This is a genomic window from Sphingomonas turrisvirgatae, from assembly GCF_001721295.1.
GTDB classification, from domain to species: Bacteria; Pseudomonadota; Alphaproteobacteria; order Sphingomonadales; family Sphingomonadaceae; genus Sphingomonas; species Sphingomonas turrisvirgatae.
Window position 1 is genome coordinate 1 of the sequence record NZ_MDDS01000043.1, and the last position, 13,278, is coordinate 13,278.

Annotated in this window: 14 protein-coding genes and 3 pseudogenes; 5 read left to right on the forward strand and 12 right to left on the reverse strand. The window is 63.3% G+C overall.

Annotation, left to right across the window (positions count from 1 at the left end; translation table 11 throughout):
• Nucleotides 1-144: 144 nt before the first annotated feature.
• The 12 genes and pseudogenes from BFL28_RS14410 to BFL28_RS14465 all read right to left on the reverse strand — a co-directional run.
• Nucleotides 145-765: pseudogene (locus tag BFL28_RS14410) on the reverse strand (strawberry notch-like NTP hydrolase domain-containing protein); the annotation flags it as partial.
• Between the two features lie 87 nt (nucleotides 766-852).
• Nucleotides 853-1,632, reverse strand: a complete 780-nt coding sequence (gene istB, locus BFL28_RS14415; protein WP_069321254.1) for an IS21-like element helper ATPase IstB — start codon at nucleotides 1,630-1,632, stop codon at nucleotides 853-855.
• A complete protein-coding gene (gene istA, locus BFL28_RS14420) occupies nucleotides 1,622-3,145 on the reverse strand; it encodes an IS21 family transposase (protein ID WP_069321255.1) in 1,524 nt (507 codons plus the stop codon). Before istA ends, istB begins: the two co-directional genes overlap by 11 nt.
• Nucleotides 3,146-3,257: 112 nt before the next feature.
• Nucleotides 3,258-3,842: pseudogene (cydB, locus tag BFL28_RS14425) on the reverse strand (cytochrome d ubiquinol oxidase subunit II); the annotation flags it as partial.
• A 3-nt stretch (nucleotides 3,843-3,845) separates the two neighbouring features.
• Nucleotides 3,846-5,258, reverse strand: a complete 1,413-nt coding sequence (locus BFL28_RS14430) for a cytochrome ubiquinol oxidase subunit I (protein WP_069321256.1) — start codon at nucleotides 5,256-5,258, stop codon at nucleotides 3,846-3,848.
• A complete protein-coding gene (locus BFL28_RS14435; RefSeq protein ID WP_066667240.1) occupies nucleotides 5,251-6,054 on the reverse strand; it encodes a sulfite exporter TauE/SafE family protein in 804 nt (267 codons plus the stop codon). The genes BFL28_RS14430 and BFL28_RS14435 overlap by 8 nt, the downstream gene beginning before the upstream one ends.
• Nucleotides 6,051-7,709 carry a bifunctional protein tyrosine phosphatase family protein/NAD(P)/FAD-dependent oxidoreductase gene (locus BFL28_RS14440; RefSeq protein WP_069321257.1) on the reverse strand — a complete coding sequence of 553 codons (1,659 nt, stop codon included), beginning with the start codon at nucleotides 7,707-7,709 and terminating at the stop codon, nucleotides 6,051-6,053. The genes BFL28_RS14435 and BFL28_RS14440 overlap by 4 nt, the downstream gene beginning before the upstream one ends.
• A gap of 37 nt (nucleotides 7,710-7,746) precedes the next feature.
• A complete protein-coding gene (locus tag BFL28_RS14445; RefSeq protein ID WP_069321258.1) occupies nucleotides 7,747-7,941 on the reverse strand; it encodes a YgaP family membrane protein in 195 nt (64 codons plus the stop codon).
• 72 nt (nucleotides 7,942-8,013) lie between these two features.
• On the reverse strand, nucleotides 8,014-8,667 hold the full coding sequence (locus BFL28_RS14450; RefSeq protein ID WP_069321259.1) for a peroxiredoxin: 654 nt from the start codon (nucleotides 8,665-8,667) through the stop codon (nucleotides 8,014-8,016).
• A complete protein-coding gene (locus BFL28_RS14455; RefSeq protein ID WP_069321260.1) occupies nucleotides 8,660-9,112 on the reverse strand; it encodes a DUF6691 family protein in 453 nt (150 codons plus the stop codon). Before BFL28_RS14455 ends, BFL28_RS14450 begins: the two co-directional genes overlap by 8 nt.
• Nucleotides 9,109-9,552 (reverse strand): YeeE/YedE family protein, encoded by a 444-nt coding sequence (locus BFL28_RS14460; protein WP_079247178.1) that lies wholly within the window; start codon nucleotides 9,550-9,552, stop codon nucleotides 9,109-9,111. Before BFL28_RS14460 ends, BFL28_RS14455 begins: the two co-directional genes overlap by 4 nt.
• Nucleotides 9,552-10,478, reverse strand: coding sequence for an MBL fold metallo-hydrolase (locus BFL28_RS14465; RefSeq protein WP_069321262.1), 927 nt, complete (start codon nucleotides 10,476-10,478; stop codon nucleotides 9,552-9,554). The genes BFL28_RS14460 and BFL28_RS14465 overlap by 1 nt, the downstream gene beginning before the upstream one ends.
• A gap of 89 nt (nucleotides 10,479-10,567) precedes the next feature.
• Here BFL28_RS14465 and BFL28_RS14470 point away from each other — a divergent pair, with 89 nt between their 5' ends.
• The 5 genes and pseudogenes from BFL28_RS14470 to BFL28_RS14490 all read left to right on the forward strand — a co-directional run.
• A complete protein-coding gene (locus tag BFL28_RS14470) occupies nucleotides 10,568-11,224 on the forward strand; it encodes a peroxiredoxin (protein WP_066667254.1) in 657 nt (218 codons plus the stop codon).
• Entirely contained in the window at nucleotides 11,221-11,616 is a 396-nt protein-coding gene (locus tag BFL28_RS14475) for an ArsR/SmtB family transcription factor (RefSeq protein WP_069321263.1), read from the forward strand. The genes BFL28_RS14470 and BFL28_RS14475 overlap by 4 nt, the downstream gene beginning before the upstream one ends.
• A 323-nt stretch (nucleotides 11,617-11,939) precedes the next feature.
• The gene (locus BFL28_RS14480) at nucleotides 11,940-12,287 is read left to right on the forward strand and encodes an arsenate reductase (protein ID WP_069321264.1); all 348 of its coding nucleotides are present in this window, start codon (nucleotides 11,940-11,942) and stop codon (nucleotides 12,285-12,287) included.
• A gap of 66 nt (nucleotides 12,288-12,353) precedes the next feature.
• Nucleotides 12,354-12,788 (forward strand): hypothetical protein, encoded by a 435-nt coding sequence (locus BFL28_RS14485; RefSeq protein ID WP_069321265.1) that lies wholly within the window; start codon nucleotides 12,354-12,356, stop codon nucleotides 12,786-12,788.
• Nucleotides 12,789-12,829: 41 nt separating this feature from the next.
• Nucleotides 12,830-13,219, forward strand: a pseudogene (locus BFL28_RS14490) (3-methyl-2-oxobutanoate hydroxymethyltransferase); the annotation flags it as partial.
• Nucleotides 13,220-13,278: the final 59 nt, after the last annotated feature.

The following is a 13,278-nucleotide window of genomic DNA, read 5'->3' on the forward strand; positions in this document are numbered from 1 at the left end:
GAGATCTCGTGCCTCCGCACATCTCCATCCACCTTAATTATCTGGAGTAGAATCGATGTCCTCATCTCGCAAATCTGCGCCTGCACGCGAACCGCTCGACATAAATCTCGACTGCAAAGAATATATGTTATCCGGAGATCCGGATAAGACATATTCGCGCGGGGTGATGTCGACGGCGATATCGCCCCATTCTTCGGTGGGAATGTCGGCGAGTCTCCGCTCGAGCAAGGCTTCGCCTGTGGAGACGATCTGGACGACGCAGGCGTGACCTTCGGCAAGGTCACGGTCGATCGCCGCGATCAGCGTCGGGGTCTTCATGGCGGTAATCAGATGATTGAAGAAGCGCTGCTTGGCGCTCTCAAAGGCCGACCGCGCCGCGGACTTGGCCTGAGCGTTCAGCGTCTTGGTTCCGCCATCCGGCCCGGCACCCGTGATGTTGGCGGCTTCAAGCGCGGCCGACAGATTGTTGTGAATGATCTCGAACGCGCCGGCATAGGCGTCATAGATGCCGGTCTGCTCGGCTGTCAGCCGGTGTTCGACGATCTCATATTCGACCCCTTCGTAGGACAGCGATCGAGCGGCATAGAGGCCGAGCGCTTTGAGGTCGCGGGCGAGCACTTCCATCGCGGCGACGCCACCGGCCTCGATTGCCTGCACGAACTCGGCGCGGTTGGCGAACGGGAAGTCTTCGCCACCCCACAGGCCGAGCCGTTGGGCATAAGCGAGGTTGTGAACCGTCGTCGCGCCGGTCGCCGAGACGTAGATGTTGATTTGCACTGAGAGTTGACCCGGAGTTTTCATCGAGAAGTGACCCGTGTCGAAGGGTTTATGTCGTACCCGCTGGGTAGCGGGTCAAGTTGCAGCGTTCTCCTTTTTCGGCGCCCCGACCTCGGACCGGACGCGAAACCGGAAGCTGTCATTGCCGGTCTCAACGATGTGGCAATGATGGGTGAGGCGGTCGAGGAGCGCGGTGGTCATTTTGGCATCGCCGAAGACGCCGGCCCACTCGCTGAAGCTGAGGTTCGTGGTGATAATGACGCTGGTCTGCTCGTAGAGTTTGCTGAGCAGGTGGAAGAGCATAGCGCCGCCTGAAGGGCTGAACGGCAGATAGCCCAGTTCGTCGAGGACGACGAGATCGAGGCGGAGCAGACGCTCGGCGAGCTGCCCTGCCTTGTTCATGGCCTTCTCCTGCTCGAGCGCATTGACCAGGTCGACGGTGGCAAAAAATCGAGCCTTTCGGCGTCCGTGCTCGATGGCCTGCACAGCGAGCGCGGTAGCGATGTGCGTCTTGCCGGTGCCGGGGCCACCAATCAGGACGACGTTATCGGCGCCGTCGATGAAATCGCCTTGGTGGAGTCGGCGAACCATGGTCTCGTCGACTTCGGCGGAGGTGAAATCGAAGCCGGTCAGATCCTTGTACGCCGGCAGCTTTGCAGCCTTGATCTGGTAGGAGATGGATCTGACTTCGCGCTCCGCCATCTCGGCTTTCAGCAGCTGCGACAGGACGGGAACGGCCGCATCGAAGGCAGGCGCGCCCTGTTCGATGAGGTCGCCGACGGCTTGGGCCATGCCATACATGCGCAGATCGCGCAGCATAACGACAACCGCAGCGCTCGCGGGATCATGACGCATGGCGCACCTCCTTCATAAGCGTGTCGTAGCGGCCGACATCAGCCTGGGGTTCACGTCGCAGGACAAGCGCCTGCGGGGCATCGATGGGCGTGACGCTGGCGGCCTTGCCGTCGACCAGCCGGTGCAGGATGTTGAGAATGTGGGTTTTGGTGGCGACGCCGGCCTCGAGCGCCAGTTCGACCGCGCACAGCACCGCCTGCTCGTCGTGCTGGAGCACGAGCGCCAGGATATCGACCATCTCCCGGTCACCGCCCAGGCGACTGAGCAGCTGCTGGCGCAATTGCCGGAAGGCATCTGGCAACTCGGTGAAGGGCGCACCGTTGCGCATGGCGCCCGGCTTGCGCTGGACCACCGCCAGATAATGGCGCCAGTCGTAGATGGTCCGCCCGGGCGAACGATGCGTCCGGTCGATGACACGGGCATGTTCGCACACCCTTTGTCCCTCCGCGACCACGACGATGCGCTCAGGGTAGATCCGCAGGCTCACCGGCCGGTTCGCGAAGGAGGCCGGGACGCTGTAGCGGTTGCGGTCGAAATGCACGAGGCAGGTCGGCGACACCCGCTTGGTATGTTCGACGAAGCCGTCGAACGGGCGCCCCGGTTTCATCAGATTTGAAACTTCGCGCGCCCATACATCGGCAACGGTGCCGGGAAGGTTGCCGTGCGGAATCTGCGTCCACTCGGCGATGCACTGCTCCTCCAGCCATAGGTTGAGCGCGTCGATGTCGGGAAATTCAGGCAGTCGCTGCCACAGACGGCGACGCGCATCCTGGACGTTCTTCTCGACCTGTCCCTTCTCCCAGCCCGACGCCGGATTGCAGAATTCCGGCTCGAACAGATAGTGGCTCGCCATCGCCGCAAAGCGCGCATTGACCTGTCGCGCCTTGCCCGTGCCGATACGGTCGACCGCCGTCTTCATGTTGTCGTAGATCCCGCGCCGCGGCACTCCGCCCAGCACCCGGAAGGCATGCTGGTGCGCATCGAACAGCATCTCGTGCGTCTGGAGCGGATACGCCCGCACGATGAACGCCCGGCTGTGCGACAGCTTGGTGTGCGCTGCCTGCAGCTTTACCCGCTCGCCGCCCAAGATGGCCCAGTCCTCGCTCCAGTCGAATTGAAAGGCTTCGCCGGACATGAACACCAGCGGCACGAACGTGCCCCGACCCGTCGTCTGCTCCTGGACCTGGCGGTCCGCTTTCCACGTCCGGATGAAGGCCGCTATCCGACTGTAGGACCCGTCATAGCCCAGTGCGACCAGGTCGGCGTGGATCTGCTTGCCCGTGCGCCGCTGTTTGCGGGACCTGGTCGTCTCCGTCTTCAGCCAGCCCGATAGCCGCTCGGCATACGGATCCAGCTTGCTCGGCCGGACCACGACCTCGAACTTCGGCTCCACCGCGTCCGACCGCAGATATTTGCGGATCGTGTTGCGCGACAGGCCCGTGCGTCGGGTTATCTCCCGGATCGACATCCCGTCCCGGAATGCCCAGCGCCGGATGACGCTCAGTAACGCCATGTCTATCACTCCTTGATCCCCCGACAGCCAGCCGGGGTAGGGTTGAGACACGGGTCACTTCTCGGTGGAAATTTATGCCTTCTCCGGGTCAGCTCTCAGTGGAAATCAACACTTGGGCCGTGCCCTCGACCTTCCAGATCAGCCAGGTCGCGCCCAAAAGCGCGTAGCCGGCGACCACACCGATGCCGGTCAGCAGGCTGAACGGGGTCAGCCAGTCGAGCCAGGCCCCGGCATAGGCCCAGCCCCCGGCCTCGACGCTTTCGACGACGGTTATCCCCTGAAGGATCGCGCCCAGGATCATGCCTTGCGCCATAGCGGCGACGACCGAGCCGACGGTGAACGCGACGTCCCAGAGCGCCCGGTGGCGTGGATCGCGCCACCGGAACTCGAACGCGACGCCGCGAAACACGAGGCCCAGCAGCATCGCGATCATCAGCGGATATGTGGCGGGCAGGATGATGCCGTAGGCCAGCGGAAAGGCCGCGAAGAGCCCGCCACCGCCCAGCACCAGCCACGTCTCATTGCCGTCCCAGACCGGAGCGATCGAATTCATGGCCTGATCCCGTTCCTCGCCGACGGCGAAGAAGGGAAACAGGATGCCGATCCCGAGGTCGAAGCCGTCCATGACGACATAGGCGAAGACGGCGAAGGCGATGATGAAGGCCCAGATGACCGTCAGATCGAGTGCATAGGTCATGGCTTACTCCGCCGGTCGGGGTGCGCCATCAAGCGCGGGTGCGGGTGTGATGCCAGCGGACCGAATCGGCGTTTGTGGCGGTTCGGTCTCATGGGCTTGGGGTGTGTGGCCCATCAGCTTCAGCAGATACCAGGCGCCAGCGCCGAACACGAAAAAGTAGACGACCACGAAGGCGATCAACGAAGCCGCAACGGCCGGGGCCGCGAGCGGGGAGTGGGATTGCCCCGTCAACAGATGACCATAGACGGTATAAGGCTGCCGCCCCACCTCGGTCGTGATCCATCCCGCGATGACCGCCACAAAACCGGTCGGCCCCATCAGGATGGCGAGACGGTGCAGCAGCGACCAGTCGTATAGCGATCGACGGGTACGGGCGACGAGGCTGATCACCCCGAGGCCCAGCATCGCGAAGCCGAGGCCGACCATCACGCGGAAGGACCAGAAGACGATTGCGACCGGGGGTTCGCGGTTATCGGGGATCGTGTCCAACCCGGCCAGCGGCGCGTTCGGGTCATGTTTCAGGATCAGGGATGAGGCTTTGGGGATCTCGATGGCGTAGTCGACGCGCTTCTCGGCGCTGTTCGGAATGCCAAACAGGATCAGCGGCGCACCATCGGGATGGCTTTCATAGTGTCCCTCCATCGCCATGACCTTGGCGGGCTGGTGCTCCAGGGTGTTCAGGCCGTGCAGGTCGCCCGCGAAGATCTGGATCGGAGCCACGATCGCCGCCATCCACATGGCCATGGAGAACATTTTGCGAGCGTAGGGGTTGGTGCGGTCCTTCAGCAGGTGCCATGCGCCGACAGCCCCGACGACGAGCGAGGTGGTCAGGTAGGACGCGATGAGGGTGTGCAGGAGCCTATAGGGGAAACTAGGGTTGAAGATGATCGCGAGCCAAGATCCGGCCGGAACGAACTGACCCGCTGCATTGATTTCGAACCCGGTCGGCGTCTGCATCCAGCTATTCACGCTGAGAATCCAGGTGGCCGAAATGAAGGTGCCGAGCGCCACCATACAGGTCGCTGCAAAATGCAGCTTCCGGCCCACCTTGCTCATGCCGAACAGCATGATGCCCAGGAACCCCGCTTCAAGGAAGAAGGCGGTCAGGACCTCATAGGCCATGAGGGGGCCGAGCACTGGCCCGGTTTTGACTGAGAAGACCGACCAGTTCGTCCCGAACTGATAGGACATGACGATGCCGGACACGACACCCATGGCAAAGACCACGGCGAAGATCTTCAGCCAGTATTTGAACAGGTCCAGATAGACGCTTTTGCCAGTCTTCAGCCAAAGCCCCTCGAGGACGGCCAGGTAGCTGGCGAGGCCTATCGAGAAGGAGGGGAAGATGAAGTGAAAGCTGACGGTGAAGGCGAACTGGATGCGCGCCAGTATGACGGGATCGAGATGATCAAACACTGGCGGTTGTCCCGAAAAATGCGCCCGCGCTCTTCCAGAGCATGTAGGCGGCAACAACGAAGATGAGCACTGAGAAGACCGTCGTCAGCAGGCCTGTGGTGCCCGAGAGCTTCTTGGCTGCGAGCGCGCCGCCGAAGCTGCCGACGAGGCCGCCGACGACAAAGATGCCCGCCAGGGGCCAGTCGATCAGGCCGGAGAAGGCGTAGTTGAGCGCCGTTGTCAGGCCGAAGGCCGTCACGGCGACGAGCGATGATCCGATCGCGTTGAGGATCGGCATCCCTGTCGAGGCGACCAGGCCGGGTACAATCAGGAACCCGCCTCCGATCCCAAAGAATCCGGAGAAGACGCCCGTGCCGAGACCATAGCCCAGAACCTTGGGTGCCTTCTCGCGGTTACATTCCGCACCTGGGTTGCCGATGTCGCCGCGGCCTCGCAGCATGAGGACACCCACAACCACCATGACGATCGCGAACAGGAAGAGCAGTTTCTGCCCGTCGAAGGCTTTGCCGACGGTGGAGCCTGCGAAGGCTCCGGCAATGCCGGCACCGGCATACATCAGCGCGCAGCGCCACTTTACGGTGCCGTTGCGCGCATGGTTCATCAGCCCCGCTGCTGCGTTCGCCGCGACTGCGAGTGCGCTGGTGCCGATCGCCACGTGCGGGCTGGGGACGCCGACCAGGTAGACCATCAGAGGGACGGCCAGGATTGATCCGCCTCCCCCCACCAGACCGAGCGTGAAGCCCACGAGACCCCCGGACAAGGCACCGAGGAGGTATTGAACAGGTTCGAGGGTCATGCGGCGTCACGGTGTTGGGGACCGGCCATCCATTCGCGGCCCTTTAGCATCGCATTCCAGTATATCCACGGCAGGCCTTCGGACTTCAGCAGCCAGGACAGGCGCTGCGGCTTCGTGCCCTCGATGATCCAGCTCGGGAAGCTGGGCAGCAGCTTGCCGCCATAGCCGAACTCGGCGAGCAGGATCTTGCCGCGCTCGACCGTCAACGGACAGGAGCCGTAGCCGTCGTAGATGGCGGTCGGAGCTTTGTTGGTGAGGACGGCGATCAGGTTCTCGGCCACGACCGGCGCCTGCTTGCGCGCCGCAGCCATGGTCTTGGCATTCGGGGTCGAACCGCCGTCGCCCAAGCCGAAGACGTTCGCATGACGGATATGCTGGAGGCTGGCCTGGTCGACATCGACATAGCCCGCCTCATTGGCCAGGGGACTTCGGGCGAGGAAGGTCGGTGCTTTCTGCGGCGGCGTGACGTGGATCATGTCGAACGGCTTGGTCACCTCGCCCGTCTTCTCTCTGAAGGTAGCGGTGCGGTCGGGACCGTTGACGGCGATCAGGGTGGACTCGAACTGAAGGTCGATCCCGTAGCGGCCGATGTATTCCATCAGCGGCGGCACGAACTCCTTCACGCCGAACAGGACGGCGCCCGCGTTGTGGAACTGGACATCGATGTCCTTGAGCACGCCCGTTCGCAGCCAGTGATCGCAGGACAGATACATCGCCTTCTGCGGCGCGCCGGCGCATTTGATCGGCATGGGCGGCTGGGTGAACAGGGCGCTGCCATGCTTCAGGGTCTGCACCAGGTCCCAGGTGTAGGGGGCGGTCTCGTAGCTGTAGTTGGAGGTGACGCCGTTCTTGCCGAGCGTCCCGGGCAGGCCGTCGATTGCGGCCCAGTCCAAGGTGTTGCCGGGCGCTACGACCAGGGCGCGGTAGCCGACCGTGCTGCCGTCCTCCAGCGTGACCTGATCGCGCTCCGGTTGGAAGCTGGCGACCGCGCCCTTGATCCAGCGCACACCCGCCGGGATCACCGACGCCTCTGCCCTGCGGGTGTCCTTCACGTCGAACACGCCGCCGCCCACCATGGTCCAGCCTGGCTGATAGTCGTGGGTTTCGCGCGGCTCAATCACCACGATGTTGAGGCTGTGATCACGTTCCAGAAGCGAGGCGGCCGTGGCCAGACCGGCCGAACCTCCGCCGACAATGACCACATCGGCCTGCTCGGCCTGCGCGCCGATCGGGGCGGTCATCCGGGTTTCCAGCCGGGGACGCAGCGCTGAAAGATCATAGCCCGCTCCGGCAGCGGTCGCGATCAGGACGTCAGCCGGTTGAACCCCCACCTGGGAGAGAGCCCATAGCGTCGTCGAGCGTGTCCCGGTGCGGCAGTAGGCAAGCACGGGGCCATCAAGACGTGAAAGGGCGTGCGCCATCAGGGCGACGTCCTCGTCGCTGATCTTCCCGCCTACCGTTGGCACATGGGCAAAGCCCATGCCGTGGGACGCGGCCAAAGCTTGCATCTCGGCCGCGCTCGGCTGACCCGGTTCCTCGCCGTCCGGGCGGTTGTCGATGATCGCACGAAAGCCGTCGCGGGCCGCCTCGGCGAGGTCCGCTTCGCTGAGCTGTGGCGAAACCGAAAGTGAGGGAGTGAGGGCCTTGAACGGCATGACGATCGTCCTTGAACGGGGATGTTCGGATAATGGCTCAGCGGTGCCGGGGCCGTGTGGACAGGCCGAACGGCATGTAGGCCGGGCAGGTCGCGGTCAGGCTGGTCAGCAAAAGGACGACCGCGACGGCTCCAAGAACCAGGGCGAGGATCCCGCTGATGAGCCCCAGTCCATAGGCTCCGATGATGGCGGCGACGGCGGCGAGCCGGATGACCCGGTCGAGCGTTCCCATGTTTTTCACGGCGAATGTCCTTGCGTTGGAAGGGAGCCGGCGCGTCCGTAGTGACCGCGCCGGCTCCGGAGGTCAGGCTGCGATCGGGCGGGTCGAGAAATACCAGTCGGTGTATTTGAAGCCCTCGCCCTCGCGGGCATTGGCCGCTTCCACGGTCTTCGGTGGCGAGACGATGGCGTCGTCGCCCGGCTGCCATCCCGCAGGCGTGGCGACGCCATTGGCGTCGCTCGTCTGCATGGCTGTGACCAGACGGACGATCTCGGGGATCGAGCGGCCGTTGCTCATCGGATAGTAGAGCATGGCCCGCAGCACGCCTTCGGGATCGATCACGAAGGTGGCGCGCACGGCCGAGGTGTCGCTGGCCCCCTCGTGGATCATGCCGTAGGCGCGGGCCACGTCCATCTTGAGGTCTTCGATGATCGGGAACGGGATTTCGACACCGAACTTCTCGGCGATGTTCCGTGTCCAGGCGATGTGGGAAAAAATGCTGTCGATCGACAGGCCCAGCAGTTCGCAGTTCTTGCCTTTCAGCTCAGCGGCCACTCCAGCGAAGCCGATGAACTCAGTGGTGCAGACGGGCGTGAAATCGGACGGGTGCGAGAACAGCACCAACCATTTGCCCTTGTAGTCGGCCAGCGAACGATCGCCGTGGGTGGTCTTGGCCGAGAAGTTCGGAGCGGGCGCGTTCAGGCGCGGCAGGCCGACGGCGGATTGGGTGTCAGACATTGGATGTCTCCAGGGTTGGCTGCTTCACCGGAGCGGCGGCCAGCAGGCGGTGCAGGATCATCCCGCCCAGCATCGCCGCGACGAAAGTGGCAGCGGGAACGGGAGCGATGGCGAGGTCGGCGATGGCGGGACCGGGGCAGAGCCCGGCGATGCCCCAGCCGATGCCGAACAGGGCGGCCCCGCCGATAAGGCGGGGGTCGAGATCGCGCGCGGTGGGCAGGGGAAACCGCTCGGCCGCCATCGGCGTCGGCATCCGCTTCTGGATGCGCCAGGCGATAGCCATCGGGATCAGGGCACCGCCCATGACAAAGGCGAGCGTCGGGTCCCAGGCACCGAACAAATCAAGGAAGCCCCGCACGCGCTGCGGATCGGCCATGCCCGACACGGCCAGGCCGGCCCCAAACAGGGCACCCGCGATCAGGGCGAAGACGATCGCGCGCTTCATAGTCCCAACCCCAAGGCCTTCATGACGGCGACCGTCGCGAAGCCCGTGACCATGAAACTGGCGGTCGCCACCAGCGACCGCGCCGACAGTCGCGACATGCCGCAGACGCCGTGTCCGCTGGTGCAGCCGCTCCCCAGCCTCGTGCCGAACCCGACCACCAGGCCACCGATGACGAGGGCGGCCAAACCTTGCTCGAACCGTGCCTCGACGGGACCAAGGATCAGGGCGACCAGCAGGGCACCCAGAGGGAGGCCAACCACGAAGGCGATTGCGAGCGGACGGGGCGCGCCATCGACGGTGATCCCGGTGGCCCGCGCCGCCAGACCGCTGACGCCGGCGATCCGACCCAGGCCCAACAACATGATGGCGGAGGCCGTGCCGATCATCAGGCCGCCGATTAGCCCTTGGACCGGCATGGCGTTGGCGAAAACGTCACCCATCACAAGACATCCAGCGGAATCTTGAGGTAGCGGGTGCCGTTCGATTCCGGCTCGGGCAGATGGCCGCCGCGCATGTTCACCTGGATGGAAGGCAGGATCAGCTTGGGCATCGAAAGGGTTGCGTCACGCGCATCGCGCATGGCCACGAACTCGTCCTCGCCGACGCCTTCATGAACATGGACGTTGCCTGCGCGCTGGGCACCGACCGTGGTCTCCCAGGCGAAGGTGTCGCGTCCGGCGGCCTTGTAGTCATGGCAGTGGAACAGCCGGGTCCGCTCGGGCAAAGCCATCAGGCGACGGATCGAGCGGTAAAGCTGGCGGGAATCGCCGCCGGGGAAGTCGGCCCGTGCCGTGCCGTAATCTGGCATGAAGAGGGTGTCGCCCGTGAAGACGGCGTCGCCGATGACATAGGCCAGGTCTGCCGGCGTATGGCCGGGCACGTGAAGCGCGATGGCCTCCAGCCCGCCGATCTGGAACCGGTCACCGTCCTCGAACAGCCGGTCGAACTCCGACCCGTCGCGTGCGAACTCGGTGCCTTCGTTGAAGATCTTTCCGAAGACATTCTGGACGTGGATGATCTCGCGACCGATGGCGAGCGTGCCGCCAAGCTTGTCCTTGAGATACGGCGCAGCCGATAAATGATCGGCGTGAGCGTGCGTTTCCAGCAGCCAAGCTACCGACAGCTTCTCGGCCTGCACATAGGCGATGATGGCATCCGCCGACGCGAACGAAGTGCGACCCGCTGCAGGGTCATAATCAAGCACGCTGTCCACGACGGCCGCTTCGCGGGTCGCTGGATCGTGGACGACATAGCTGACGGTGTTGGTGGGCTCGTCGAAGAAGCTCTTTACGACGGGGCGCTGACCGGAGCCGCCATGCGCGTCGCCGATGATAGCGGCTGCTTGCTCCAGATGGGGATCGCTCATGAGGTGCTCCGACTCAGAATTTATCAATTACAATATGTGTGTAATAGTGTATCTGAGTTGCGTCAATCCAATTGGGATGCCAACCAGCAATGATGACTGACTCGAATCTTCCCCCTGCAGCGTCCCTCCAGCGTCCTCTTCGCATTGGTGACACCGCGCCTGGGTTTCAGGCGCGCTCGACACTCGGCGAGGTTCGGCTGTCGGACTATCGCGGAAAGTGGCTGGTCTTCTTCTCGCACCCGGCTGATTTCACGCCGGTCTGCACGAGCGAATTCGTCAGCATCACAAGGGCTGCTGAAGCCTTTGCCGCGTTAGACTGCGGATTGCTGGGGCTGTCGGTAGACAGCCTCTATTCGCATCTCGCCTGGGTTCGTGCGATCCGACAGAAGTTCGCCGTCACCATCCCGTTTCCTATCGTAGAGGATCCGTCCATGGCGATCGGCCGAGCCTATGGGATGATTGAGCCGCATTCGGACGATTCATCGGCGGTGCGGGCCACCTATTTCATCGATCCCGAAGGCGTGATCAGGGCGATGACGTGGTATCCCCTAAATGTCGGGCGCTCAGTCGACGAAATGCTCCGTATGGTCGCTGCGCTCAAGCGAACGGCTGCTGACGATGTGTTGGCACCCGAAGGCTGGCATCCTGGCGATGACCTGCTTGTCACTCCGCCGCAGGATCAACACGCCGTGCTGGCCGGAGACGACGAACACTGGTTCTATCAGACGACGGCGGACGCGAAGTGACGCTATATTCCTCTCGGTCTGCAGCAGATGTCGCCGCTGAGCGCCTCAAGATTTACGCTCAGCCGCAGCGGCTGATGATCTTGTCTCGACTGATCGATGGCGAACACACCGTGAGCGAGATCGACGAGGCGACCGGAATCGGCCAGCCTGCGCTCAGCCAGCAGCTCGCCGAACTACGGCGCGCAGATATCGTGAAGACGCGTCGCGCCTCAAAGCAGGTTTACTATCGGCTCGCGGACGAGAACGTGATGGTTTGCGTCAAAGGCATCGAGGCGATGTTTGGTGGTGATGGCAACGCAGCGGGTGCGCTATCGCTTGTTCTGGTTGGTGCAAACCCTGTTCGGCCGGTCTCCCGACCGAAGGGTGCAGCAGCCTTCGCCCGGGTGGGGTAGCATAGTCGTCAGGGCTATCGAGAATTCAGCAGGTGCGTTAGTCTGCTTGCCACCGAAACAAAGAACCGAGTGACGGTATTTTCAGACCGCATCTATGGTGTGGTCTAAGCCATCCTAGCCGCCGAAAAAGCGACGAACGGGGCGAAAGGTAGCGATTGATCTGGAAATGCGAGTGTCTGGGAAGGGCGTAAAAATCCCAATGAAATCAACAGCCCGACTTTTTGACGGCATGTGCAGCGGCATTCGAAAACTGAAAAAATATTTTGATTAGGAAAATCAAGCAGTTATGGTGTTGGCGCACAATCGAGTGGGAGTGACCCGACGTGAGCCTCGATTTTTACGGTATCCCCAACTGCGACACAGTGAAGAAGGCGCGGATGTGGCTCGAGGCGAATGGGATCGCCTTCACCTTCCACGACTATAAGAAGGAAGGGGCCGATGCCGAGCGGCTGGCGCGCTGGTCGCAAATGGTCGGGTGGGAGAAGCTGCTCAACCGCGCCGGGACGACCTTCCGCAAGCTGGACGAACGCGACAAGGTCGGGATCGACGAAGCGAAGGCGATCGCCCTGATGGCAGCCAACCCGTCGCTGATCAAGCGGCCGGTGGTCGAGGTGCCGGGCGGCATTCTGGTCGGGTTCAAGCCCGACGACTGGCGCGAAAAGTTGCTTTAACGAAATGATTGGATCAGCGACGATTTAGGATAGGCTGTTCTCCGAACGATCTTGGGGAGAGATCCGATGATCAGCCGCTTTTCGTCCGCACCGCCCGCCTGGTTCAAGGTCGCTGCGACCGTCCTGATCCTATGGGGCCTGATGGGGCTCGCGTCGCTGTTTCCGCATTTCGCCTATGACCCGTCGATCGATCCCGATGCGACGGCGTGGGATCGCGAGTTTATGCCGGCGCCGCTGTGGCTGAACATCGTCTACGTCGGTGCGGTCGTCACCGGCGTGCTGGCATCGGTCGGGCTGCTGATGCGCAGGCGTTGGGCGGTAACACTGTCGGTGCTGTCGCTGCTGCTGCTAATCGTTCAGTTCGGCTATATCTTCCTGTTCACCGGAATTGTCGCGGGCAAGGGGCTGTGGACAGCCTATTTTCCGGCGGCGATCGTCGTCATCCAGCTGTTTCAGCTCTGGCTGGCAAGGAAAGCCAGAGCGAGCGGATGGTTGAAGTGAAGCGGCTGGCAGTCGGGCGGGCGGGCCGCTAAAGCGCATCCATGTCCACCACCTTCACGATCGACACCGCGACGAGCCGCGCCACCCCGACACCGGCACCGATGAAGCGGCTGACGGTCCCCGCGATCCAGAAGCGCAAGGGCGGCGAGCCGCTGGTGATGCTGACCGCCTACACCGCGCGGATGGCACAATTGCTCGATCCGCATTGCGATCTGCTGCTGGTCGGCGACAGCCTGGGGCAGGTTATCTACGGCTTGCCATCGACGCTGGGGGTCACGCTCGACATGATGTGCGCGCATGGCGCGGCGGTGGTGCGCGGCAGCTATCATTCGGTCGTGATCATCGACATGCCGTTCGGCAGCTATGAAGCGGGTCCTGAGCAGGCATTCGCCTCGGCCGCGCGAATCATAGCGGAGACGGGGGCGGCGGGGGCTTGTTCTTAGACACATCTGGCGGTGCGCACGAATAAGGAGGGGCAGAACACTGTGTG